General features: G+C 72.2%; 16 protein-coding genes and 1 riboswitch. Of the genes, 9 read left to right on the plus strand and 7 right to left on the minus strand.

Annotated elements, in window-relative coordinates:
• Nucleotides 1-77: 77 nt before the first annotated feature.
• The 4 genes from ACWKZU_RS03730 (at nt 78) to ACWKZU_RS03745 (ending at nt 5,272) form a co-directional block, all read left to right on the plus strand.
• Nucleotides 78-902 carry an AraC family transcriptional regulator gene (locus ACWKZU_RS03730; RefSeq protein ID WP_449281049.1) on the plus strand — a complete coding sequence of 275 codons (825 nt, stop codon included), beginning with the start codon at nt 78-80 and terminating at the stop codon, nt 900-902.
• Nucleotides 903-1,143: 241 nt separating this feature from the next.
• Nucleotides 1,144-2,097 (plus strand): ABC transporter ATP-binding protein, encoded by a 954-nt coding sequence (locus ACWKZU_RS03735; protein ID WP_449281050.1) that lies wholly within the window; start codon nt 1,144-1,146, stop codon nt 2,095-2,097.
• Nucleotides 2,094-3,152, plus strand: a complete 1,059-nt coding sequence (locus ACWKZU_RS03740) for an iron-siderophore ABC transporter substrate-binding protein (protein ID WP_449281051.1) — start codon at nt 2,094-2,096, stop codon at nt 3,150-3,152. Before ACWKZU_RS03735 ends, ACWKZU_RS03740 begins: the two co-directional genes overlap by 4 nt.
• 80 nt (nt 3,153-3,232) lie before the next feature.
• Complete coding sequence (locus ACWKZU_RS03745) at nt 3,233-5,272, plus strand: iron ABC transporter permease (RefSeq protein ID WP_449281170.1); 2,040 nt, start codon at nt 3,233-3,235, stop codon at nt 5,270-5,272.
• Nucleotides 5,273-5,335: 63 nt separating this feature from the next.
• Here ACWKZU_RS03745 and ACWKZU_RS03750 read toward each other — a convergent pair whose 3' ends face one another.
• Complete coding sequence (locus ACWKZU_RS03750; protein ID WP_449281052.1) at nt 5,336-6,088, minus strand: alpha/beta fold hydrolase; 753 nt, start codon at nt 6,086-6,088, stop codon at nt 5,336-5,338.
• A 133-nt stretch (nt 6,089-6,221) separates the two neighbouring features.
• Nucleotides 6,222-7,643 (minus strand): APC family permease, encoded by a 1,422-nt coding sequence (locus ACWKZU_RS03755; RefSeq protein ID WP_449281053.1) that lies wholly within the window; start codon nt 7,641-7,643, stop codon nt 6,222-6,224.
• A gap of 176 nt (nt 7,644-7,819) precedes the next feature.
• Between ACWKZU_RS03755 and ACWKZU_RS03760 the strand changes: the two genes are divergently transcribed.
• Nucleotides 7,820-8,509 carry a TetR/AcrR family transcriptional regulator gene (locus tag ACWKZU_RS03760; RefSeq protein WP_449281054.1) on the plus strand — a complete coding sequence of 230 codons (690 nt, stop codon included), beginning with the start codon at nt 7,820-7,822 and terminating at the stop codon, nt 8,507-8,509.
• A 150-nt stretch (nt 8,510-8,659) separates the two neighbouring features.
• Here ACWKZU_RS03760 and ACWKZU_RS03765 read toward each other — a convergent pair whose 3' ends face one another.
• Both ACWKZU_RS03765 and ACWKZU_RS03770 read right to left on the minus strand, forming a co-directional pair.
• Nucleotides 8,660-10,075, minus strand: a complete 1,416-nt coding sequence (locus ACWKZU_RS03765) for an APC family permease (RefSeq protein WP_449281055.1) — start codon at nt 10,073-10,075, stop codon at nt 8,660-8,662.
• A gap of 40 nt (nt 10,076-10,115) precedes the next feature.
• Entirely contained in the window at nt 10,116-11,741 is a 1,626-nt protein-coding gene (locus ACWKZU_RS03770; protein ID WP_449281056.1) for an amidohydrolase, read from the minus strand.
• Nucleotides 11,742-11,915: 174 nt separating this feature from the next.
• On the opposite strand from ACWKZU_RS03770, the gene ACWKZU_RS03775 reads away from it, so the two are divergent.
• Nucleotides 11,916-12,680, plus strand: coding sequence for a TetR/AcrR family transcriptional regulator (locus ACWKZU_RS03775; protein WP_449281057.1), 765 nt, complete (start codon nt 11,916-11,918; stop codon nt 12,678-12,680).
• Here the strand turns inward: ACWKZU_RS03775 and purU are convergent.
• Nucleotides 12,677-13,549 (minus strand): formyltetrahydrofolate deformylase, encoded by an 873-nt coding sequence (gene purU / locus ACWKZU_RS03780; RefSeq protein WP_449281171.1) that lies wholly within the window; start codon nt 13,547-13,549, stop codon nt 12,677-12,679. The two genes, ACWKZU_RS03775 and purU, sit on opposite strands and share 4 nt — an antisense overlap.
• A gap of 128 nt (nt 13,550-13,677) precedes the next feature.
• A riboswitch (ZMP/ZTP riboswitch) is annotated at nt 13,678-13,762 on the plus strand.
• Between the two features lie 49 nt (nt 13,763-13,811).
• Here purU and glyA point away from each other — a divergent pair.
• Together glyA and ACWKZU_RS03790 are read left to right on the plus strand one after the other, a co-directional pair.
• The gene (gene glyA, locus ACWKZU_RS03785) at nt 13,812-15,095 is read left to right on the plus strand and encodes a serine hydroxymethyltransferase (protein ID WP_449281058.1); all 1,284 of its coding nucleotides are present in this window, start codon (nt 13,812-13,814) and stop codon (nt 15,093-15,095) included.
• 217 nt (nt 15,096-15,312) lie between these two features.
• Nucleotides 15,313-16,206: a bifunctional methylenetetrahydrofolate dehydrogenase/methenyltetrahydrofolate cyclohydrolase gene (locus tag ACWKZU_RS03790; protein WP_449281059.1), complete on the plus strand. Its 894-nt coding sequence runs from the start codon at nt 15,313-15,315 to the stop codon at nt 16,204-16,206.
• A gap of 79 nt (nt 16,207-16,285) precedes the next feature.
• On the opposite strand, the gene ACWKZU_RS03795 is transcribed toward ACWKZU_RS03790, so the two are convergent.
• Nucleotides 16,286-18,976, minus strand: a complete 2,691-nt coding sequence (locus tag ACWKZU_RS03795; RefSeq protein ID WP_449281060.1) for a hypothetical protein — start codon at nt 18,974-18,976, stop codon at nt 16,286-16,288.
• A 363-nt stretch (nt 18,977-19,339) separates the two neighbouring features.
• Here ACWKZU_RS03795 and ACWKZU_RS03800 point away from each other — a divergent pair, with 363 nt between their 5' ends.
• Nucleotides 19,340-20,008: a DedA family protein gene (locus ACWKZU_RS03800; protein ID WP_449281061.1), complete on the plus strand. Its 669-nt coding sequence runs from the start codon at nt 19,340-19,342 to the stop codon at nt 20,006-20,008.
• Here the strand turns inward: ACWKZU_RS03800 and nagA are convergent.
• Entirely contained in the window at nt 20,005-21,192 is a 1,188-nt protein-coding gene (nagA, locus tag ACWKZU_RS03805; protein WP_449281062.1) for an N-acetylglucosamine-6-phosphate deacetylase, read from the minus strand. The two genes, ACWKZU_RS03800 and nagA, sit on opposite strands and share 4 nt — an antisense overlap.
• Nucleotides 21,193-21,312 lie beyond the last annotated feature (120 nt).

A 21,312-nucleotide genomic window follows, 5' to 3' on the forward strand; every position in this document is an offset into this window, starting at 1 on the left:
CCGGCCGCTACGACGAGCCGAGCGCGCGCACGCGCCGTCCGGGAGGCCTCGATCCGCCGCGACGTACACTCGGAGCCATGATCGACCCCTCTCGCGACGATCCGGGGCCCGGGGCGTGGAGACGCGAACCGAGCACCGTGATGCGGACGGCTCCGCCCGCGCCGGAGGAGCCGCCCGCGCCGTTCGCCATTCTCGCCGAATCCGAGGTGGCCGGGGTGCCGCTGGAGTGGGAGCCCCACTCGCATCCCATGCACGAGCTCGTGTGGGCGCGGAGCGGCACCATGACCGTGCGCATCGGCGGCTGGATCTTCACGGTGCCCGAGGGGCGCGGGCTCTGGCTGCCCGCCGGACTCGTGCACGCCGGCCGGCTGACGGCCGGGGCCGAGCTGGCCGACGCCTTCTTCGCGCCCGAGCGCACGCCGGTGGCGTTCGACGGACCGACCACCATCGTGATGTCGCCGCTGCTCGAGTCGTTGCTGCTGCACCTCGCCGTGCGCGACCTGGAGGCCGAGGCGCGGGCGCGGGCGGAGGCGGTCGTCTTCGACGTGCTGGAGCCGGCGGAGCGCCAGTTCTCGCTGCGGCTTCCCGGGGATGCCAGGATCGATCCGATCGCCGAGGCGCTGCTGGACGATCCCGCCGACGACCGCAGCCTGAGCGGGTGGGCGGAGGAGCTCGGCCTGAGCGAGCGCACCGTGACCCGCGCGTTCCGGAGGTCGACGGGCCTGTCCTTCGCCCAGTGGCGCCGGGTGCTGCGGGTGCATCTGGCGCTCAAGCTGCTGGCGGAGGGGAGCGACGTCTCCTCGGTGTCCGAGCGGCTCGGCTACGCGCAGCCCAGTGCGTTCATCGAGGCCTTCCGCGGCGTGCTGGGAGTGACTCCCGGAACGTTCCTCAGTCGCGCGTAGTTCCGTAGGGCGCCGATCCGATCTGTCCGTTGAGACGTATCTGCTGTCTTGAATTCCGGATTGCGGACACGTTCGAGGCTCCAATAGTCTGATCAAGGAAAGGCTGCCCTTACCTGCGCCCGCTCGGGCGTCGGCGACCGCCTCGAGCCGCGCAGCCGCGGCGCCGCACGGTGCCTCTCGCGGCGAGAGGCCGTGCGCTCTCCCGCGCCTCCACGTTCTCGCGATCCCGGAATCACACACCATGACGTACACCAGCTCGACGCCGCCCGGCGGTCACCCCGGGGGAGACGGCTCCGACGGGCGCGGGATCGCGGCACCTCCGTTCGCGCTGGCCGGCGAGGCGCTGCGGCTGCGCTACGGGAGGACTCCGGTGGTGCACGGCGCGTCGATCGCGCTGCACCCGGGGCGGGTCACGGCCCTCGTCGGGCCCAACGGCAGCGGCAAGTCGACGCTGCTGCGCGCGCTGGCGCGGCTGCACCCCGTCGCCGCCGGCCGCGTCGCGCTGGGAGGCCGCGGCGGGGAGGCCGCCCGCGACGTCTCTCTGCTGAGCGCGCGCCTGTTCGCGCGGGAGGTCACCCTCTTCTCCCAGTCCCGGCCGGCGCCGCAGGGGCTCGCGGTGAGCGAGGTGGTCGCGTTCGGCAGGCACCCGTACCGACGGGGCTTCGCCCGGCTGTCGGATGAGGATCTGCGCGCCGTCGAGCACGCCATGCGCGTCACCGGTACGCGGGACATGGCGGATCGCGGCGTCGGCGAGCTCTCGGGCGGCGAGATGCAGCGGGTCTGGCTCGCGGCCTGCCTCGCCCAGGACACCGGCGTGGTGCTGCTCGACGAGCCGACCAACCATCTCGACCTGCGGTACCAGATCGAGACGCTGGATCTGGTGCGCGACCTCGCCGACGAGCACGGGGTCGCTCTGGGCATCGTGCTGCACGACCTGGGCCACGCGGCTCGCGTCGCCGACACCCTCGTCATGCTGCGAGCCGGCCGCGTCCACGCGGTCGGCGAGCCGGCGGATGTGCTCACCGCCGAGCACATCGGAGAAGTGTACGAGATCCCCGTCGAGGTCACCGCCGACCCGCGCGCCGGACTGCTCCGCATCGATCCGCTGCGCCGCGAGGATCGCCGCGCCGCCGCACATCGATCCGATGGACCTCCACACGCCACGGACACCCCCACGAAAGAGGTACACCCATGACCCGTGCTCACCGGATCCCCGCGGTGGCGGCCGTCGTCGCCGCTCTCGCCCTCACGGCGACGGCCTGCGGGACGACCACCGTCGACGCCGCGGGAGACGCGGCGCCCGCGGCCCTGTCGCAGGCCTGCGTCGAGGACACGACGACGACCTCGAGCGAGCCCGTGTCGCTCACGGACGGCGTGGGCCGCACGGTCGAACTCGACAGGCCCGCCGAGCGCATCGCGGTGCTCGAGTGGCAGCAGATCGAGGATGCGCTCACGCTGTGCGTCGCCCCCGTCGCGGTCTCCGACGCCGCGGGGTACTCCACCTACGTGAGCGCCGAGAAGCTGCCCGAGGGCACGGTCGACGTCGGCACCCGCGGCGAGCCCGACCTGGACTCCCTGTACGCGGCCGACCCGGACCTCATCATCATCGAGGCCGCGGGGGCGGACGACGACCTCATCGCCCAGCTCGAGCAGCGCGACGTGCCCGTGCTCGTGACGGTCGGCGCCGATGCGTCCGACCAGATCGGCAACATGAAGCGGGTCTTCACGACCATCGCGGAGGCGACCGGGCGCACCGAGCGCGCCGAGCAGGTGCTCGCGGAGTTCGACGCGCACCTCGCGGAGGCGAAGGAGCTGGTCGCCGATGTCGATCTGCCCACCCGCGACTTCCTGTTCTTCGACGGCTGGATCGAGGGCGGCAACGTGGTCGTGCGGCCCTACGGCCAGGGTGCGCTGTTCACCGAGCTCGGTGCGCAGCTCGGCCTGACGCCGGCGTGGACCGACGAGATCGACGAGGCGTACGGCAGCGGCGGCGTCGATCCCGCGTACGGTCTCGCGCAGACGGACATCGAGGGGCTCACCGCCGTGGGCGACGCGAACCTCTTCTACTCCGACGACGAGACGCCCGACAGCTACGTCGGCGAGCTCGAGAAGAGCCCGATCTGGACCGCCCTGCCCGCAGTGGCGGAGGGGCGCGCGCACGCGTTCCCGGCCGGCGTCTGGGGAGCGGGCGGCCCGCTCTCCAACGTGCAGGCCATCGACGCCTACGTCGAGATCCTCACCGCGGAGTGAACGCCTCACGGCGGCCCCGGCCGTCCTCGCCACCCGTCGCCGTCGGCGCCCAGGGCCTCGACGGCGACGGGCGCCGGGGCGTGCGAGCCGGGATCGCCGTGCTGCTCGCGCTCCTCTGCGCCGTGCTGCTCGTCGGCGTCTGGCATCTGACTCAGGGAACGTCCGGAGTCGGGGCCGGCGACCTGTTGCGGGCGCTGGCGGGATCGGAGGAGCGTGTCGGCGGCGTCCCGGTGACCGATGTGCTGGCGGGATCCCGCGTGCCGCGCCTGCTCGCGGGTGTCGCGGTGGGCTTCGCACTCGGCGCCGCGGGATCGCTGCTGCAGTCGGTGACCCGCAACGCGCTCGCGGCGCCCGACACGCTCGCCGTGACGGCGGGCGCCTACTTCGCCCTCGCATGCGTCGCCGCCTTCCGGCTCACGGTGCCGCTGTGGGCGTCGGGAGCGGTGGCCTTCGCCGGCGGGCTGCTCGCGGCAGCCGTGGTGCTCGGGCTCGCCGGTCGCTCGGCGGGCGGCTCGAGTACCCGGCTCATCCTGGCGGGTGCGGCGATCGCCATGGCGCTCGACGCCGCCACGGCTATGCTGCTGATCCTCTTCCGGGAGAACACCACGGGTCTGTTCGCCTGGGGCAGCGGATCGCTCGCCCAGCTGAACATCGACGCGTCGGCGCGCGCCGCGCCGCTGATCCTGCTCGTGGTGCTCGTGGCGCTGCTGCTCTCCCGGCGGCTCGACGTGCTGAAGCTGGGCGACGACACCGCCGCCTCGCTCGGCGTGCCGATCCGCTCGACCCGCGTGATCGCCGTGCTGTGCGCGGTGCTGCTCAGCAGTACCGCCGTGACGCTCGCCGGACCGATCGCGTTCGTCGGACTCGGCGCGCCCGTGCTGGCCAGGCTGTTGGCGGGGCGCGTGCGGGCGCTCAACCGGCACCTGCTGCTCGTGCCGGCCTCGGGGCTGCTGGGCGCGCTGCTGGTGCTGCTCGCCGACGCGGCGGTGCGCGGTGCGCTCGGTGCGGAGGGGGCGGCGTCGGTGCCGACGGGCGTGCCGACGGCTCTGCTCGGCGGGATCCTCATCGTGGTCCTCGCGCTGCGGCTGCGCGACTCGGGACCGGTGAGGCAGCCGCCGCAGGCGCGGGTCGGGACGCGATCGAGGCAGCGGTTCGTCGTCGTCGTGTCGGGGGCGCTCGCGCTGCTGATCGCCGCGGCGGTGATCGGCCTCCTGGCCGGCAGCCTGTGGCTGCGCACCGGAGACATCGCGCTGTGGCTGCAGGGCGGCGCCCCCGATCTCGTCGCGCGGGCCCTCGACGAGCGGGTGCCGCGCGTGGCCGCCGCGATCCTCGCCGGAGCCGCGCTCGCGCTCGCGGGCGGCATCGTGCAGACCACGGTGCGCAACCCGCTCGCCGAGCCCGGCATCCTGGGCATCACCGCCGGGGCCGGCCTGGGCGCCGTGATCGTGGTGACCTCGGGCACCGCGGGAGGGCGCCCGCTGCTCGTCGCGATGGCCGTGCTGATGGGGCTGGCGACCTTCGCGGCGATCGCGCTGCTGGCCTGGCGCGGCGGGCTGCTCCCGGACCGCTTCGTGCTGATCGGCATCGGCTGCGGATATGCGCTCAGCGCGGTGAGCACCTTCCTGCTGCTGCGCGCCGAGCCCTGGGACACGCCCCGCATCTTCACCTGGCTCTCGGGGACGACCTACGGGCGGACCCTGCCCGACGTGCTGCCCGTCGCGGCGGTGCTGCTCGTGGCGATCCCCGTGCTGATCGGGCTGCACAGGCGGCTCGACCTGCTCGCCGTCGACGACGATACTCCGCGTGTCCTCGGCGTGCGGCTCGAGAGCTCGCGCCTGGTGCTGCTCGCGATCGCCGCCGTGCTCGCCGCGGTCAGCGTGGTCGCGGTGGGCGTGGTCGGCTTCGTCGGGCTCATCGCGCCCCATCTCGCGCGCGCCGTCGTGGGCGCGCGCCACGCGCGCAGCATCCCCGTCGCGATGCTGCTGGGCGGGGTGCTGGTCTGCGCGGCCGATACGCTCGGGCGCACGATCATCGCACCGGCGCAGCTCCCCGCGGGCCTGATGATCGCGCTGGTCGGCGCCCCCTACTTCGTCTGGCTGCTGCGCCGCTCGCGCCCGTGAACCGCGTGCACCGCCCGGGCCGCCGCGGTCGCCCGGAGACCTGCGGCGCCGGGACGCCGCGGCTCAGCCGCGCAGGAACTCGCGGATGACGCCGCTGATGAACTCCGGACGCTCGGCGACGAGGCCGTGCGTCGCGCCGGGCACGATGCAGAGCTGAGCGCCGGGGATCGAGGCCGCGATGAGCAGGCTGTGGTCGGGGCGGATGGTGTCGCGGTCGCCCGACATGACGAGTACCGGCGCGATGACGCGGCCGAGGCTCGCCGGGTCGATGCGCGGCTGCGAGGTCCAGAGCCGGAAGAGCTTGCCGAGCACGACCTCCGCGTGCGCGGGCCCGTCGGGGGAGAGGCGCTCGTAGTGGGCGCGCTCGGCATCGGGGCTCTCCTCGGAGCCGCTCGCGAGCTCCTGCAGCACCGGCACCTCCGCCGCCGCCTCCGAGTGGGTGAACGCCGAGGGGTCGAGATTGGCGCTGATCGCGACGAGGGAGCGCACGCGCTCCGGGTGGTCGCGCGCCAGCAGCAGCCCGATGATCGCCCCGTCGCTGTACCCGATCACATGCGCGGATCCGACGCCCTGCGCATCGAGGTAGGCGACCGCGTCGGCGACGTCGCGGGCGTAGTCGTACTCGCCCTCCACGTCGGGCGAGCGCCCGTGCCCGGGGCGCTCGTAGGCGAGCACCCGGTAGCGGGGTGCCAGCGCTTCCGACTGCGCCCGCAGCGACTCGAGCGAGCAGAATCCCCCGTGCAGGAGGAGCACGGGATCGCCCGACCCGGTGATCTCCGAGTACAGCTCGGCGGCACCGATCCGCAGATACGACATTCCCGTTCCTCCCGAGGGCGCTCCGCCCGAACCCATCCTAGGCTTCGGCGCCCCGGGCCCCGGTGCGATGAGCGGCGGGCCGATCGGCCCGCCGCTCATCGTTCATCGCCCGCCGCCCACCGCGGCTCGCGTGCTACGGACGCCCGCTGCTCAGGGGGAACTCGTCGGCCAGGGCGTCGATGGCCTCGGTCGAGGGCGCCTCCTCGGAGAAGTCGAGCTTGGGCACCGGCCTGCGGAAGAAGCCGGTCTTCGCCGCGAGGATCGCGACGCCGATGAGCACCCAGATCCCGCCGACGACCCACGTGAACGCCTCGAGCGAGGTCCACAGCCAGATGGTGAGGACGAATCCGATGAGCGGGATCGCGCCGTAGCGGATCGCCTGCCAGGCGGTGAGCGGCTCACGCCGGCCGCCCTTCGGGAAGAGGTAGGTGCGGATCACGGTCAGGTTGACCATCGCGAACGCGGCGAGCGCGCCGAACGAGATCATGAACGCGGCCTGGTCGAGACTCAGGAACAGGCTCGACAGGGCGAACGCCGAGACGACGCTCGCCGCGACGATCGGGGTGCCGAAGCGCTTGGACAGGATGCCGAGGGGGCGCGGCAGGATCCCGTCGCGGCCCATCGAGTAGAGGATGCGCGAGACCGCGACCTGGCCGGCGAGTCCGGAGCCGAAGCAGCCCGCGATGGTGATGATGATGAAGACGCCGGTGAGGATCTCGCCGCCGACGTGGTCGAACAGCACCACGCCGGCCGCGTCGAGCAGCTCCTGCGAGGCCTGGCCCCAGTCGTCGAGGTAGTAGGCGCGCGCCCCGACCCAGGCGACGAAGATGAAGACGAGGCCGCCGATGACGGTGGTCAGCATGATGGCTCGGGGGATGTCCCGGCGCGGGTTCTTCGCCTCCTCGGAGAGGGTGGAGACGGCGTCGAAGCCGAGGAACGACAGGGCGAGCACTGCGGCGCCGGTGAAGATCGGGCTGTAGTCGGCCGATCCCGGGATGAACGGCTCGATGAGGCTCGGCGCGTTCGGGTCGCCGATCGCGGACTTGATGGCGAGGATCGCGAACACGAGCACGGCGGCCATCGAGACGATCACGATGGCGGTGTTGATCTTGCCGACGAGGGAGATGCCGAGCACGTTGAAGACGAAGACCGCGATGAGGGCCGCGAGGGTGAAGATCCAGGTCGGCACGCTGGGGAACTGGGTGCCGACGTAGAGGCCCAGGATCAGGAAGTTGATCATGGGGATGAAGAGGTAGTCGAGCATGAGCACCCAGCCGGTGAGGAAGCCGGCGGCGCCGCCGAAGGCCTGCTGGGAGTAGGTGTACGCGGATCCGGCGACCGGGTAGCGGCGCACCATGGCCGCGTAGCTCGATGCCGTGAACAGCATGACGATCAGGGCGACGACGTAGGAGTCGACGAGGTGGCCCTCGGTGATCTGGTTGACGATGCCGTACGTGGTGAAGACGGTGCCGATCGCCATGTACGACAGCCCGAAGAGGGTGAGGGTGACGGGACCCAGCGTCCGCCTGAGATGGGGCGCGGAGGGTTGGTTCATGGGATCTCCTGTGATGCGTCGTGGGTGTCGACCGCGATGTCGGACGCGATCGGATGCGGCCGCAAAATGAACGAAGTTCTTTTTACGATGCATAGACTAATACCATCGAGGCCGTTGCGCGAGTTCCGCGGCTGACGGGGCCCGTGCCGAGACGAGAGACAGCAGGAACCGCAGGAATGGACGAAGCCGAGTCGACGGGGAAGACGGCGCGCCGCCGCGTGGGGCGCCCGAGCGAGCAGGTGCTCTCGCGCAAGATGATCATCGAGACCGCACTGCGGCTGCTCGACGAGCACGGTCAGGACGGTTTCGGCATGCGCGACATCGCGAGCGAGCTCGGGGTGCGCCCGTCGGCCCTCTACAACCACGTCGACGGCAAGGATGACATCTTCCGCGGCATCCGCGAGCTGATCGGCGAGCGGATCACGGGCGAGATGTTCGACACCGATCCCTGGGACGCGGCGCTCATCGCCTGGGCCCGCGAGTACCGCGACGCCTTCGCCGCGCACCCGCCGACCATCGCGCTGCTCGCGGTCATGCCGTTCCACCCGACCTCATCGGTGAGCGTCGCCTACGACCGCGTGATCCGCAAGCTCACCGCCGCCGGATGGAGCGGAGACGAGGCGCTGAACATCCTCGTCTCGCTCGAGTCGTTCATCCTGGGCTCGGCGCTCGACGCGGCGGCCGCGCCCGACATGATGGACCCGGGGCCCCGTGAGGACGTGCCCGGGTTCTCGGCGGCGTACCGCGCGCGGCAGCGCCTCGTCGAGCGCACCGGCACTGCGCCCGCCGATCTCGCCTTCGAGACGGGGCTGCGGCTGTTCCTCAACGGTCTCCGGGCCGAGCGGCCCGCGCGCGGCGACAGCTGATTCCGCGCGGGATCCCGGAGCGGGCCCCGCGCCGCGCGGGACGGGAGTCGCGAATGGCTGCCTCCCGCATCGGGAAGCAGCCATTCGCGACACGGATCGGGATCCGGCGCGGGATCCGAGGCGGGATCGGCCGCGGGCGAGCGCCGCGCGCTACTGTCGCGGATCCAGCGGGTAGTCCTCGGCGAGCTGGTCGATCTGCTCCGTGGTCGGGTCTCCCTCCGAGAAGTCCATCTTCGGCACGGGGCGCTTGAAGCCGCGGGTCACGATCGCGATGATCACGACGCCGACGGCGATCCAGATCCCGCCCACCAGCCATGTCGTCGGCTCGAGCGAGGTCCACAGCCAGATGGTGAGCGCGAAGCCGATGAGCGGTGCGACGCCGTGGGTGAGGATCTCCCGCGCGGTGAGCGGCTGCCTGCGACCGCCCTTCGGGAAGAGGTAGGTGCGGATCACCGACAGGTTCACCATCGCGAACGCGGCGAGTGCGCCGAAGCTGATCATGAACGCCACCACGTCGAGCGAGAGGAAGAGCGCGGAGAGCGCGAAGACCGACACCACGCACGCGGCGACGATGGGAGTGCCGAAGCGGGCGTGCAGACGCGACAGCGGCTTGGGCAGCATGCCGTCGCGGCCCATCGCGTAGAGGATGCGCGACACCGAGACCTGGCCGGTCATGCCGGAGCCGAAGGCCCCGACCACGTACACGGCCACGAAGAACGCGGTGAAGGCCTCGCCGCCGATGTTGTTCATGACGGTGACGCCGGCGGCCTCGATCTCCGCTTCGCTGAGCGAGGACCAGTCGGGCTGGAAGGCGAGCGCGCCGGCCCAGGAGACGAGGATGAAGAAGAGACCGCCGACCAGCGTGGCGAGCACGATGGCGCGGGGGATGTCCTTGCGCGGGCGCTTCGCCTCCTCGGAGAGTGTGGAGACGGCGTCGAAGCCGAGGAACGAGAGCGCGAGGATCGCGGCGCCCGAGGCGACCGCGCCGATGCCGCCCTCGCCGAAGGTGAACGGTTCGACCAGGCTCACCGAGGCGTCGCCGCCGAAGGCGTACTTGAAGGCCAGCACCATGAAGATGACGACGAGCAGCACCGACAGCGCGATGATCGCGACGTTGACCTTGTTGACGAGCGTGATGCCCAGGATGTTGAACAGCAGCACGAGGAGCAGCGCCACCAGCGTGAACACCCACACCGGGATCGCCGGGAACTGGGTGTTCAGGTAGATGCCGATGAGCATGAAGTTGATCATCGGGATGAACAGGTAGTCGAGCAGCATCACCCAGCCGGTGAGGAAGCCGGCGGCGCCGCCGAACGACTGCTGGGTGTAGGTGTACGCGGATCCGGCGACGGGATAGCGCCGCACCATCGCGCCGTAGCTCGCCGCCGTGAAGAGCATCGCGACGACGGCGACGACGTAGGCGGCCGGCAGGTGCCCGTCGGTCACCTGGTTGACGATGCCGTAGGTCGTGAAGACCGTGATCACCGTCATGTAGGTCACCCCGAAGAGCGTCAGGCCGACCAGGCCCAGCGCCCGCTTGAGGTGCGGTTGAGTGGATGCGCTCACGGTGTCTCCTTCGGACGTGGTGCGGTGAGTGGGTGAGTGGTCAAGCGCGGTGGGTCTGCGTCCCGGCGAGCCAGGTGCCGAGCACCTCGAGCTCGGCGATCGCCTCCGGGGCGATGCGCAGCGGATCGGCCGACAGCCAGACGGCGTCGGCCGTCCGGCCGACGGCGAGGGTGCCGCGATCGGGCGCGAGCGCCTGGCGGGCGATGCCGCGGGTGTAGGCGGCGTAGGCGGTGGCGGCGTCGACGCGCTCCTCGGGCAGCCAGGCGGGCGCGCCCGGCTCGGTGTGGCTGTGCCGGGTGACCGCGGTCGAGAGCGCGGGCCGCCAGTCGAGCGTCGTGACGGGCCAGTCGCTGCCGAACGAGACGGTGGCGCCGGAGCGGTGCACGGACCCGATGAGGTACTGCCACTCGTCGCGGGGGTGGCCGAGGTGGGGGATCGTGAGGTCGCGCATCACCGCATCGCACTGGGCCCAGTACGGCTCGAAGTTCGCGATGACCCCGAGGGCGGCGAAGCGCGCGACGTCGGCCGGGTCGAGCAGGGCGACGTGGGCGATGACGTGGTGGCGCTCGCGGGGGCCGTTGGTGCGGATGGCGGCCTCGATCGCGTCGAGCGCGAAGCGGTTGGCGGCGTCGCCGATGGCGTGGAGGTGCAGCTGGAAGCCCGCGGCGTCGAAGGCGGTCGCCGCCGCCGAGAGCTCCTCCGGCGTCCAGTTCGGCAGGCCGTGCTCGTGCGGGCGATCGGCGTAGGGCGCGATGAGGGCGGCGGTGTGGCTCTCGATCACGCCGTCGACGAAGAACTTGACGGTCTCGGCGCTGAGACGATCCGCGCCGAGGGCCCGCACCCCTTCCCGGGCGGCGGTGAACTCCGCCACCTGCTCGCGCCAGCGAGCGGGATCCGCGCGCTGCGCGAGATTGACCCGCGTGTGCAGGCGTCCCTGCGCCAGGGCGGTGCGGTAGACCTCGATGTCGGCGGGCTCCACCCAGGCGTCCTGCACCCAGGTCGTGCCCTGGGCGGCGTAGCGCCTCGTGGCCTGCTCGATCGCCCCGATCCGCCGCTCGAGGGAGAAGGCGGGGGCGGTGGTGGCGAGGAAGTCGTTGGCCGCTGCCTCCTGCAGGGTGCCGAGGGGCGAGCCGTCGGCGCGGCGCACGATGCGGCCGAGGGGCGGATCCGGCGTCTCCGCGGTGATGCCGCCGGCGGCCAGCGCCGCGGAATTGACCCAGGCGGTGTGGTAGTCCCACGCGCGCAGGATGGTCGGGGTGTCTCCCGTGACCTCGTCGAGCCAGCGGGCGTCGAAGAGCCCGCCCTCGGCGAAGGTCGCGTCGTAGCTGCCGCCCACGATCCACTCGGCCTCGGGGTGGGCCGCCTTCCACGCGGCGACGGCGTCGAGGATGCCTCGCACGTCCGAGGCCTCCCGGATCGCGGGGCCGAGGGCCTCCTGCCCGCCGAGCAGCGGGTGCGCGTGGCCGTCGCCGGGCGCGGGCGCCAGAGCGCCGCCGGCGAGATCGATCCGCTCGGCCGAGGGATCCTGCGCGGCCAGTTGCTCGGCCTCGGCTCCGAGGGCGACGACCCGTCCGTCGCGGAAGGCGATCGCCGTGCTCGTGAGCGGGCCCTGCGCTGCTGCGGCATCGATCAGGATCGTGCCTCCGGTGAAGACGGTGGTGCCCATAGGACTGCATCCTTGCTGTTCTCGGTGCTGGACTTCGCTCGGCGGAGCCCGGTACGCTCACGATTAACGAACAGAGTTCGTTTGTGGTCGGCTTGAGGATAATACGAAAACCGGCCGAGCGCGAGCGGATATCCGCGAACGGTCGTCGACGCGCACGGATCCGAAGGAGGCGAGGTGCGGGAGAACGGGCAGAGAGCGCCGGTCGTGCGCGACGCGCAGCGGCGAGGCGCCGGTCGTCCGCGCGGGCGGGTGCTCTCGCGCGAGCTGATCCTCGAGACCGGGCTGCGCCTCATCGACGAGCGCGGCGAATCGGGCGCGGGAATGCGCGCCATCGCGCAGGAGCTGGGTGTGCGCCCCTCGTCCCTGTACAACCACGTCTCCGGGCGCGACGAGCTCATCGCCGGCATCCGCGAGCTCATCAGCGACCGCATCGACGTGGAATGCTTCGAACGGCTGCCGTGGGATCGGGCGCTCGAGCGCTGGGCGGGCTCCTACCGCTCCGCCTTCGCCGCGCACCCGCCCACCATCGCGCTCCTCGCCACGGCGTCGCTCACCCCCGACTCCCGCACGAGCTTCATGTACGACGCCGTCGCCGCGGCTCTCGTGCGCGCGGGGTGGCCCGAGGCGAGGGCGCTCTCGGTGATCGTCGCCGTCGAGTCGTTCCTGCTGGGCGCCGCCCTCGACGCCGCGGCGGCCCCGGACATGCTGAACCCGGGACCCCGGAGCGACGTGCCCGCCTTCTCGGGCGCCTACGCGGCCCGGGAGCGCGCGCTCGCCGCGGGCGCGGAGCGGCCGGCCGACGAGGCGTACCGTCTCGGCCTCTCCGCGATGATCGCGGGCCTGCGGGTGGAGTTCGCGGCGCTGCCGGGGGCAGATCCGACGCCCGTGGATCCGGCGTCCGCGGATCCCGATCCCTCCGACCGGCCGAGCAGCCGCTAGAAGATGATGGTGCGGTCGCCGTCGGCGAGCACCCGGTTCTCCGCGAACGAGCGCACCGCGTGGCGCAGCACGCGCGCCTCGACGTCCTGGCCGAGCTGGGTCAGCTCGCGCACCGAGTAGGAGTGGTCGACGCGGATCGTGTCCTGCTCGATGATGGGGCCCTCGTCGAGGTCGGTGGTGACGAAGTGCGCCGTCGCGCCGATGAGCTTCACGCCGCGCTGGTGCGCCTGCTTGTAGGGGTTGGCGCCCTTGAAGCCCGGCAGGAACGAGTGGTGGATGTTGATCGCGCGGCCCGAGAGCGCCTCGCACAGGCCGGGCGACAGGATCTGCATGTAGCGGGCCAGCACCACGAGCTCGATGTCGAGCTGGTCGACGGCCTCGAGCACCCGCGCCTCGAAGGCGGCCTTGTCGTCGGCGCCGGCGATGGCGCGGTACTCGAACGGCACGTCGTAGAACTCGGCGATGTCGCGCACCGTCTCGTGGTTGGAGAGGATCAGCGGCACCTCGACGGGCAGCTGGCCGCCGCGCCGGCGGTAGAGCAGATCGTTGACGCAGTGGGTGGCCGTGGAGGCGAGGATCAGCGTGCGCACCGGCCGCCCCACCGTGTCGAGGCGCCAGGTCATGTGGTAGCGCTCGGTGACCGGGGCGAGCGCCTGCTCGAAGCGCCCCTCGAAGGTGTCGGGCTGGGCGACGGCCTCCACCTGCAGGCGCATGAAGAAGCGGCCCGTGTCGTGGCTCGCGAACTGCTGGCTCTCCGCGATGTTGCCGCCGGCGGCGACGATCGCGCCGCTGATCGCGTGCACGATCCCGGGGCCGTCGATGCAGGAGAGGGTGAGCACCCACTGGGTTGCGGGGGTTTCGTTCGCGATCGTGTTCACGGGGTATAAGGGTAGTCGATGCGGAACCGCGGCTCCCGGTGGATCCCCGCTGCCGCGGTGCCGGGCGGGAAAAGGGACGCCGGGCACCCTGGAAAGGGGCGTCCCCTCGCTGGTAGGATCGGAACCGTCGTGACTGGCGTGCAGATGGGACACCATCGGGGAACGACACCTCACACGAATTGGCCGCTCGCCTGGGTCGTATTTTCTGGAAGTTCCGCGTGCGCGCGGATGAAGGAACTTTAGGAGCACAAGCATGTCCACCCAGTCCGCATTCTTCAACGAGCCCCTCGAGACCGTCGATCCCGAGATCGCCGAGGTGCTCAGGAACGAGCTCGGCCGCCAGCGCGGCACCCTCGAGATGATCGCCAGCGAGAACTTCGTGCCCCGCGCGGTGCTCGAGGCGCAGGGATCGGTGCTCACGAACAAGTACGCAGAGGGCTACCCGGGCCGCCGCTACTACGGCGGCTGCGAGTTCGTCGACGTGGCCGAGGATCTCGCGCGCGAGCGCGCGAAGAGCCTCTTCGGCGCGAAGTACGCGAACGTGCAGCCCCACTCGGGCGCGAGCGCCAACGCCGCGGTGCTGAGCGCCATCGCCGAGCCGGGCGACACGATCCTCGGCCTCGAGCTGGCCCACGGCGGCCACCTCACCCACGGCATGAAGCTCAACTTCTCGGGCAAGCTCTACCGGGTCGCCTCCTACGGCGTCGATCCCGAGACCTTCCTCATCGACATGGACGTCGTGCGTCAGCAGGCCCTCGAGCACAAGCCCAAGGTGATCATCGCCGGCTGGTCGGCATACCCGCGCACGCTCGACTTCGCGAAGTTCCGCGAGATCGCCGACGAGGTGGGCGCGACCCTGTGGGTCGACATGGCGCACTTCGCGGGCCTCGTCGCCGCGGGCCTCTACCCGAACCCGGTGCCGCACGCCCACGTGGTCTCGTCGACCGTGCACAAGACGATCGGCGGCCCCCGCTCCGGCTTCATCCTCACGAACGACCTCGAGCTCTACAAGAAGCTCAACTCCAACGTGTTCCCCGGCCAGCAGGGCGGCCCGCTCATGCATGTGATCGCGGCGAAGGCCACCGCCTTCAAGCTCGCGGCCACCGACGAGTTCAAGGACCGCCAGGAGCGCACCCTCTCCGGCGCGAAGCTCGTGGCCGACGCGCTCACCACCGAGGCCTCCCGGGCGGCGGGCGTCGACGTGCTCACCGGCGGCACCGACGTGCACCTGGTGCTCGCCGACCTGCGCAACAGCGAGCTCGACGGCCAGCAGGCCGAGGACGCGCTGCACGCGGTGAGCATCACGGTCAACCGCAACGCGGTGCCCTTCGATCCGCGCCCGCCGATGGTCACGAGCGGTCTGCGAATCGGCACGCCCGCTCTCGCGACCCGCGGCTTCGGCGACGCCGAGTTCGCCGAGGTCGCCGACATCATCGCGCTGACGCTGCAGCAGGCCGCCGACGTGGAGGCGCTCAAGGCGCGCGCCACGGCCCTCGCCGAGGCCTTCCCGCTCTACCCCGGCCTCGAGACCTGGTAAGACGTCCGTCGTTACTCCTGCGAAGGTCTTCTTCCGTCATTCTGCGCGCGTGAAATGCTGGAAGGGAAACGCGCCAGCGTTTCTCGCATTTCGCGGCGGCCCTACTGGGCTGGGAGTCGCAGAATCCAGGCGCGTATCTGGATTCCGCGACTCGCAGGCTCGCGCGGAATGACGGGGGGAGCGCGCCGCACAGGATGACGCATGAAGGAGCTAGAAGATGACCGCACAGAAACTCGACGGTAAGGCCGCCGCGGCGGCGATCAAGCAGGAACTCGCGCAGCGGGTGGCGGTGCTGGCCGAGCGCGGCGTCGTGCCGGGCCTCGCGACCGTGCTGGTGGGCGAGGATCCCGGCTCGCAGTGGTACGTCGCGGGCAAGCACCGCGACTGCGCCGAGGTGGGCATCGCCTCGATCAAGCGCGAGCTGCCCGAGACGGTGTCGCAGGAGGAGCTCGAGACGGTGCTCGATGAGCTCAACGCCAACCCCGAGTGCACCGGCTACATCGTGCAGCTGCCGCTGCCGAAGCACATCGACACCGACCGCATCCTCGAGCGCATCGACCCCGACAAGGACGCCGACGGGCTGCACCCGACCAACCTCGGCCGGCTCGTGCTCAACGCCAACTCCGAGATCACCAGCCCGCTGCCGTGCACGCCGCGGGGCGTCATCGAACTCGTGGAGCGCAACGGGCTCTCGTGGGCGGGCAAGCGCGTGGTGGTCGTGGGCCGCGGGGTGACCGTGGGGCGCCCGATCGGTCCGTTGCTGACGCGCCGCGAGTACAACGCGACCGTGACCCTCACGCACACGGGTACGCGGGATCTGGGCGCCGAGCTGCGGCGCGCCGACGTGATCGTGGCGGCGGCCGGCGTCGAGGGCATCGTCCGGGCCGAGGACGTGCAGCCGGGTGCGATCGTGCTCGACGTGGGCGTCTCGCGCAGGACGGACCCGGAGACCGGCAAGAGCCGCGTGGTGGGCGACGTGGATCCCGCGGTGGCCGAGGTGGCCGGCTGGATCTCGCCGAACCCGGGCGGCGTGGGGCCGATGACGCGCGCCCTGCTGCTCAAGAACGTGGTGGAGATGGCCGAGCGCGAAACGGACGCGAAGCGTTCGTGAGCACTCGGCCTCCGGCTACAGCCGGAGTCTTCGAGCGATCGACGAACGCGTGAGCGTTTGACGGTCGCCCGGCCTCCGCTCAGTCGGCGGCGGCCGGGGAGAGCAGGCCCATGCGGGTCGCCTGGAGGATCGCCTCCTCCCGGCCCCGCGACTGCAGCTTGCGGTAGACGGCGTTGAGGTGCTTCTTCACGGTCGCCGAGGTGACGAACAGCGCCTCGGCGGTGCTGCCGATGGAGCGGTGCACGGCCACGGCCTCGAGGGTGCGCAGCTCCATCTCGGTGAGCCGCTCGTACCGACGGCAGCGCGCCGCGGCCGGCACGGCGTCGATCTCCGGCAGGAGGTCGCAGGCGCCGGCGTCGCGCGCCGCCTCGGCGAGGCTGCGCAGGCTCTCGTACGGCAGCCCCCACAGCAGCGACGTCAGCGTGTGCTCGCGGATGAGCTCGGTCGCCGCGGCCAGCGCGTCGATCGCCTCCTGCACCCTTCCGCAGCCCCACGCGGCGACCGCCGTGATGAGGGTGCGGTTCGCCTGCTGCCGCACCGTGACGGCGCCGCTGATCTGCTGCACCTGCAGCAGGGCCTGCATGTCGTCGAGCGCGAAGAGGGCGAGCCGAGCGCGCTCGAGGCGCGTGCCCGGCTCGTCGGGGTCGAGCGAGGCGAGCAGTTGGCCGGCTCCGGCGAGGTCGCCGAGCGCGGTGCTGAGCATCGCCCGGTAGACGCCGATGCACTGGTGCCACATCCGGGTCCGATGCCGGGGGTTCTGGCCGTCGCGATCGAGCATCGCCTGCATCTGCGCCATCGCCCACTCGACGCCGCGCTGCGATCGCACCACCTCCGCCTCGCCGATCAGCAGCATCGGCCAGGCCTCGACGCGATCACGCAGCGGGGTCAGCCGTTCGAGCGCGCGCCGCAGCAGGGTCTCGTCTGCGGACTCGTACGCGAGGTGCGCGCGGGCGATCTCGCCGACCACCCAGGTCGAGGCGGGCGCCGCGGCGCCGGTCGCCTCGCTGAAGGCGTCGCACTCGGCGAGCAGCTCGGCGCACCGGGTCATGCGCCCCTCCATCATCTCGGTGAACGCCAGGCCGTTGAGCGCCGCGAGCCGCCAGCGCTGCCCCGAGACCGTGTCCGTGACGGTGCGCGCGGTATCTCGCGAGTGGTCGCCCGGGGGTCGCTCGAGCACGGCCTCGGCGTGCGCGAGCAGCTGCTCCCAGTTGCGGCGCGCCCCCTCCAGATCGCCGGCGCCCAGAGCGGTCAGGGCGATCTCCCGGTAGTAGATCGGGGCCGCGCCGGGCGTCGGCGTCGATCCCGGCGGCTCGGCGAGCGCGGCTTCCCCGCCCTCGGCCCCGTGCGCCGAGGCGATCCGGGCCTCGAGCTCGCGCGCGCCGTCGTAGGCCGCGTCGAGGTCGCCGGCCAGCCGGCAGAGGGCCATGTGCTGCGCGATGGTGGCCAGCCGGTGCTCGACGGGGAGGTCCGCGGCGATCCCGTCCGGAGTGGCGGATCGGGGCTCGGCGAGCCGCGTGCGCACGCCCGCCCGCAGCAGCTCGAAGAGGCGCGCGAGGGTGCTCGAGGGCACGCTCGGGTCGCCGGTCTCGAGGAAGAGGCGCGCAGATACGTAGGCGGGGTGCGCGACGAGCACCGACTCGGGGAGGCCGCGCAGATACGGGAGGATCTCCTCCGCCTCGTCGGTCAGGGTGACGAAGCTGCGGACGAGCAGGGTCTCGGCCCGGTCGTGGTCCGAGACGGCGCAGTAGAGCTTGAACGCCGAGAACGGGGCGACGTGGTCGAGCTCGGCGGCGCGGCCGCCGAGCAGGCCGACGCGCTCCTCGTGCGAGAGCGAGCGTTCGGAGCGCAGGGCGAACGCGGGGCGCACCGCGGGGTGGCAGTGGAACTCGGTGCCCGCGCCGTCGCTCACGGAGGTGAGCACACCGAGCTCCAGGAGCTGGTGCACGGTCTCGCGGAGCCGCGGCCCGGCGACTCCCGTGAACCGCTCGAGCAGGCCGAAGGAGATGCCGTCGAGCAGCGAGGCGGCGAGCAGGGTGCGGCGGCCGGTGTCGCTCACGATCTCGAGATGGTTCAGGGCGAAGCGGCTCAGCTCGACGCGCGGATCGATGCTCTCGGCGCGGTCGGCCGCCGCGGATCCGGATCCCGTCCCGTCCTCGTCGATCGCCCGGGCCGGTCCCAGGGCCGCGCGCGTCGCCAGCGGCCAGCCGGCGGCGTCGCGCATCGCCGCGCGCAACCGGCCGTCGTCGCGAAGACCGTGCATCGCGGCGAGCTCCTCGGCCTCCTCGGAGCTGAAGGCGAGATCCCGCGGACCGAAGACGCGCACCGGCGTGCGGCTGGTCACGAGCGGGCCGTTGAGCACGCGCACGCGGCGGGCGAGGACGATGAACGTGACCAGCCGATTGCCGTCGGCGAGCTCGGCGATCAGCTGATCGTTCTCGGGGGTGGTGGTGTGATGGTAGTCGTCGAACACCAGCACGAGGGGCCGGTCGACGGCGGCGATGAGCTCGCGCACGGAGCTCAGCGGGAAATCGGGAGTCGGGATCTCGACGTCGAGCGTCAGAGCGAGCCGCTGGGCGACGTACTTCCAGAGCGTCTCGGCGTTCGCCGCGGCGCAGCCGATCCACAGCGACTGCTCGTCACGGCCGCTCAGCCACCGGGCGACGGCGGTGGTCTTGCCGTATCCCGCCGGAGCGCACAGCAGGGTCACGCGCGAGCGCTCGACGCTCTCGGTGATCTGCGCGAGCAGCTGGGGGCGGTCCAGGGCGAGCACGGGCGAGATCCTCAGCGCATCTTTCGGCGCACCGCGGCGAGCGAGGGGCGGTGCGAGGGCTGGGGGAGGAGCTGCATGTGCTGGAGACGTCCACTGGGCCGGGGAGACGGATGAGCGGGAGCAGAAGCAGCAGATGCAATACCGGCCCTTCCCGCCCCCATAGCCCCATCCTATGCCCGACCCGCGACCGGCGCCCCATGCGCGAGCGCACGGGCGTCGTACGGGAGCGCACGGCCGGCGCTCGGAGGGTGCTCCGGCGGCGCTCGGCCGGCGTCCGGAGGGAGCGCCGACCGCGCCCGTCGCACGCGGGGGCGCGGGAGAGTTCACCGTTTCGCGGGCGGCGCGGATGCTAGTGTGCTTCGGATGGAGACTCACCCCGGCGCAGAGTACGAAGGCCTCGTCGGCTGGATCCTCACCCTCATGGAGACGATCGGCGAGCTCGGTGTCGGCGTCGCGGTGTTCCTCGAGACGTTCATCCCGCCCATCCCCTCCGAGGCGCTGCTGCCCGGAGCCGGATTCCTCGCGTACGACGGGCGCCTCAATTTCTGGCTGGCCTGGCTCATGGCGACGCTCGGCGCGCTCGTCGGCGCCTGGGTCTGGTACGGGATCGGTGCGGTGTTCGGGCGCGAGCGCACGCGCCGGGTGGTCGGCAGGATCCCGCTCATGGACCACGACGACTTCGACCGCGCGGAGGCCTTCTTCGCCCGCTGGGGCGGCACCGCCGTGCTCCTCGGCCGCTGCGTGCCGCTCGTGCGCTCCTTCATCTCCATCCCGGCGGGCATCGAGCGCATGCCGATCGTGAAGTTCAGCCTCTACACGCTGCTCGGATCCGGCGTGTGGAACGGCATCTGGATCGGGCTCGGCTTCGCGTTCGGGCCGGCGATCAAGCCCGTGCTCGAGCAGTGGAGCGGGCTCATCTCCGACCTCGTCGTGGTCGTGATCCTGGCGCTCCTGCTGTGGTTCGTGGTCGCGCGCCTGGTGCGCAACGCGCGCCGCCGCCGTCGCGCCGCCCAGGACCCCGAGGCTCCCTAGGCGGGCTCTCCCGACCCGCCGAGCCACACCCGCCGCACGACGAGATCGCGGTCGAGCAGCACCGCGTCGGCCGCGTAGCCGGGGCGCAGGCTGCCCAGATCGCCGCCGCGGCCGATCGCGGCGGCGGGCGTCGCGGTGAGCGCCAGCACGGCCTCGGGCAGGTCGACGCCGCACGCCGAGACCGACTGCCGCAGCGCCGCGTCGAGCGTGAGGGTCGAGCCGGCGATCGTGTCGTCCTCGCGCAGCCGCGCCACGCCGTCGCGCACGGTCACCGCGAGCGAGCCGAGCACGTAGTCTCCGTCGTGCGAGCACGCCGCGGCCATCGCGTCGGTGATGAGCGCCACCCGTCCCGGAGCCCGCGCGAACAGCAGCCCGGCGAGCACGGGGTGCACGTGCACGCCGTCGTTGATGAGCTCGAGGGTCACGTGCGGTGACGCGAACGCCGCACCGACGGGCCCGGGGTCGCGGTGGTGCAGGGGCGGCATCGCGTTGAACGTGTGGGTGAGCAGGCTCGCGCCCGCCGCGAAGGCGTCGAGCGCCGTGCGGAAGTCGGCGCTCGTGTGCCCCACGGCCACGGCGGTGCCGGCGTCGACGAGGCGGGGGATCGCCGCTGCCGCACCCGGCAGCTCCGGCGCCACGGTGACCTGCCGCAGCGTTCCCCGCGCGGCCTCGAGCAGCGCATCGATATCGGCCTCGGCGGGAGGGGTCAGACGGGCGGGATCGTGCGCGCCCCGGAACCGCTCGGAGAGGAACGGCCCCTCGAGGTGGCTGCCGAGCACGGCGGGATCGGTGCGGGCGAGATCGGCGACTCCGGCGAGACGTGGGAGCAGAGCCGCGGGGTGGTCGCTCACGAACGACAGCACCGCCCGGGTGGTGCCGTGGGCGCGATGCGCGGCGAGCGAGGCGCGGATCGCCGCGGCGCCGTCCTCGTTCGAGCCGCCGCCGCCCCCGTGCACGTGCAGATCGATGAATCCCGGGGTGAGGATCATGCCGGCGCCGTCGACGACCTCGATGCCGCCGGCTCGAGCCTCGAGCGGATCCTCGATCCGCCGCCAGTCCTCTCCGGTACCGACCTCGCGCACGGCGCCGCCGTCGAACAGCACCCACGCGTCGGGCGTGCGCCGCCCGTCGGTGACGAGCTCGACGGAGTGGATGAGGACGGCGCGGATGAGGGCGGCGGTCATCGTGCCCGCCGTTCGTCGCGATCCATCGTCACAGCTCCCTCTGCCCATCCGGCACTGGGGTCAGGCTACCGCACCGCTTCGCGGCCGTGCGAAGGCTCCTCCGCGGGACCGGCGCTCCGA

It is taken from the genome of Leucobacter sp. (assembly GCF_053528595.1).

What these genes read in the sequence shown, in the direction of transcription:
- nagA (WP_449281062.1), bottom strand. Translation starts at nt 21,192, where the DNA reads ATGACCGCCGCCCTCATCCGCGCCGTCCTCATCCACTCCGTCGAGCTC.
- ACWKZU_RS03760 (WP_449281054.1), top strand. Translation starts at nt 7,820, where the DNA reads ATGGACGAAGCCGAGTCGACGGGGAAGACGGCGCGCCGCCGCGTGGGG.
- ACWKZU_RS03750 (WP_449281052.1), bottom strand. Translation starts at nt 6,088, where the DNA reads ATGTCGTATCTGCGGATCGGTGCCGCCGAGCTGTACTCGGAGATCACC.
- ACWKZU_RS03790 (WP_449281059.1), top strand. Translation starts at nt 15,313, where the DNA reads ATGACCGCACAGAAACTCGACGGTAAGGCCGCCGCGGCGGCGATCAAG.
- ACWKZU_RS03735 (WP_449281050.1), top strand. Translation starts at nt 1,144, where the DNA reads ATGACGTACACCAGCTCGACGCCGCCCGGCGGTCACCCCGGGGGAGAC.
- glyA (WP_449281058.1), top strand. Translation starts at nt 13,812, where the DNA reads ATGTCCACCCAGTCCGCATTCTTCAACGAGCCCCTCGAGACCGTCGAT.
- ACWKZU_RS03800 (WP_449281061.1), top strand. Translation starts at nt 19,340, where the DNA reads ATGGAGACTCACCCCGGCGCAGAGTACGAAGGCCTCGTCGGCTGGATC.
- ACWKZU_RS03755 (WP_449281053.1), bottom strand. Translation starts at nt 7,643, where the DNA reads ATGAACCAACCCTCCGCGCCCCATCTCAGGCGGACGCTGGGTCCCGTC.
- ACWKZU_RS03730 (WP_449281049.1), top strand. Translation starts at nt 78, where the DNA reads ATGATCGACCCCTCTCGCGACGATCCGGGGCCCGGGGCGTGGAGACGC.
- ACWKZU_RS03740 (WP_449281051.1), top strand. Translation starts at nt 2,094, where the DNA reads ATGACCCGTGCTCACCGGATCCCCGCGGTGGCGGCCGTCGTCGCCGCT.
- ACWKZU_RS03770 (WP_449281056.1), bottom strand. Translation starts at nt 11,741, where the DNA reads ATGGGCACCACCGTCTTCACCGGAGGCACGATCCTGATCGATGCCGCA.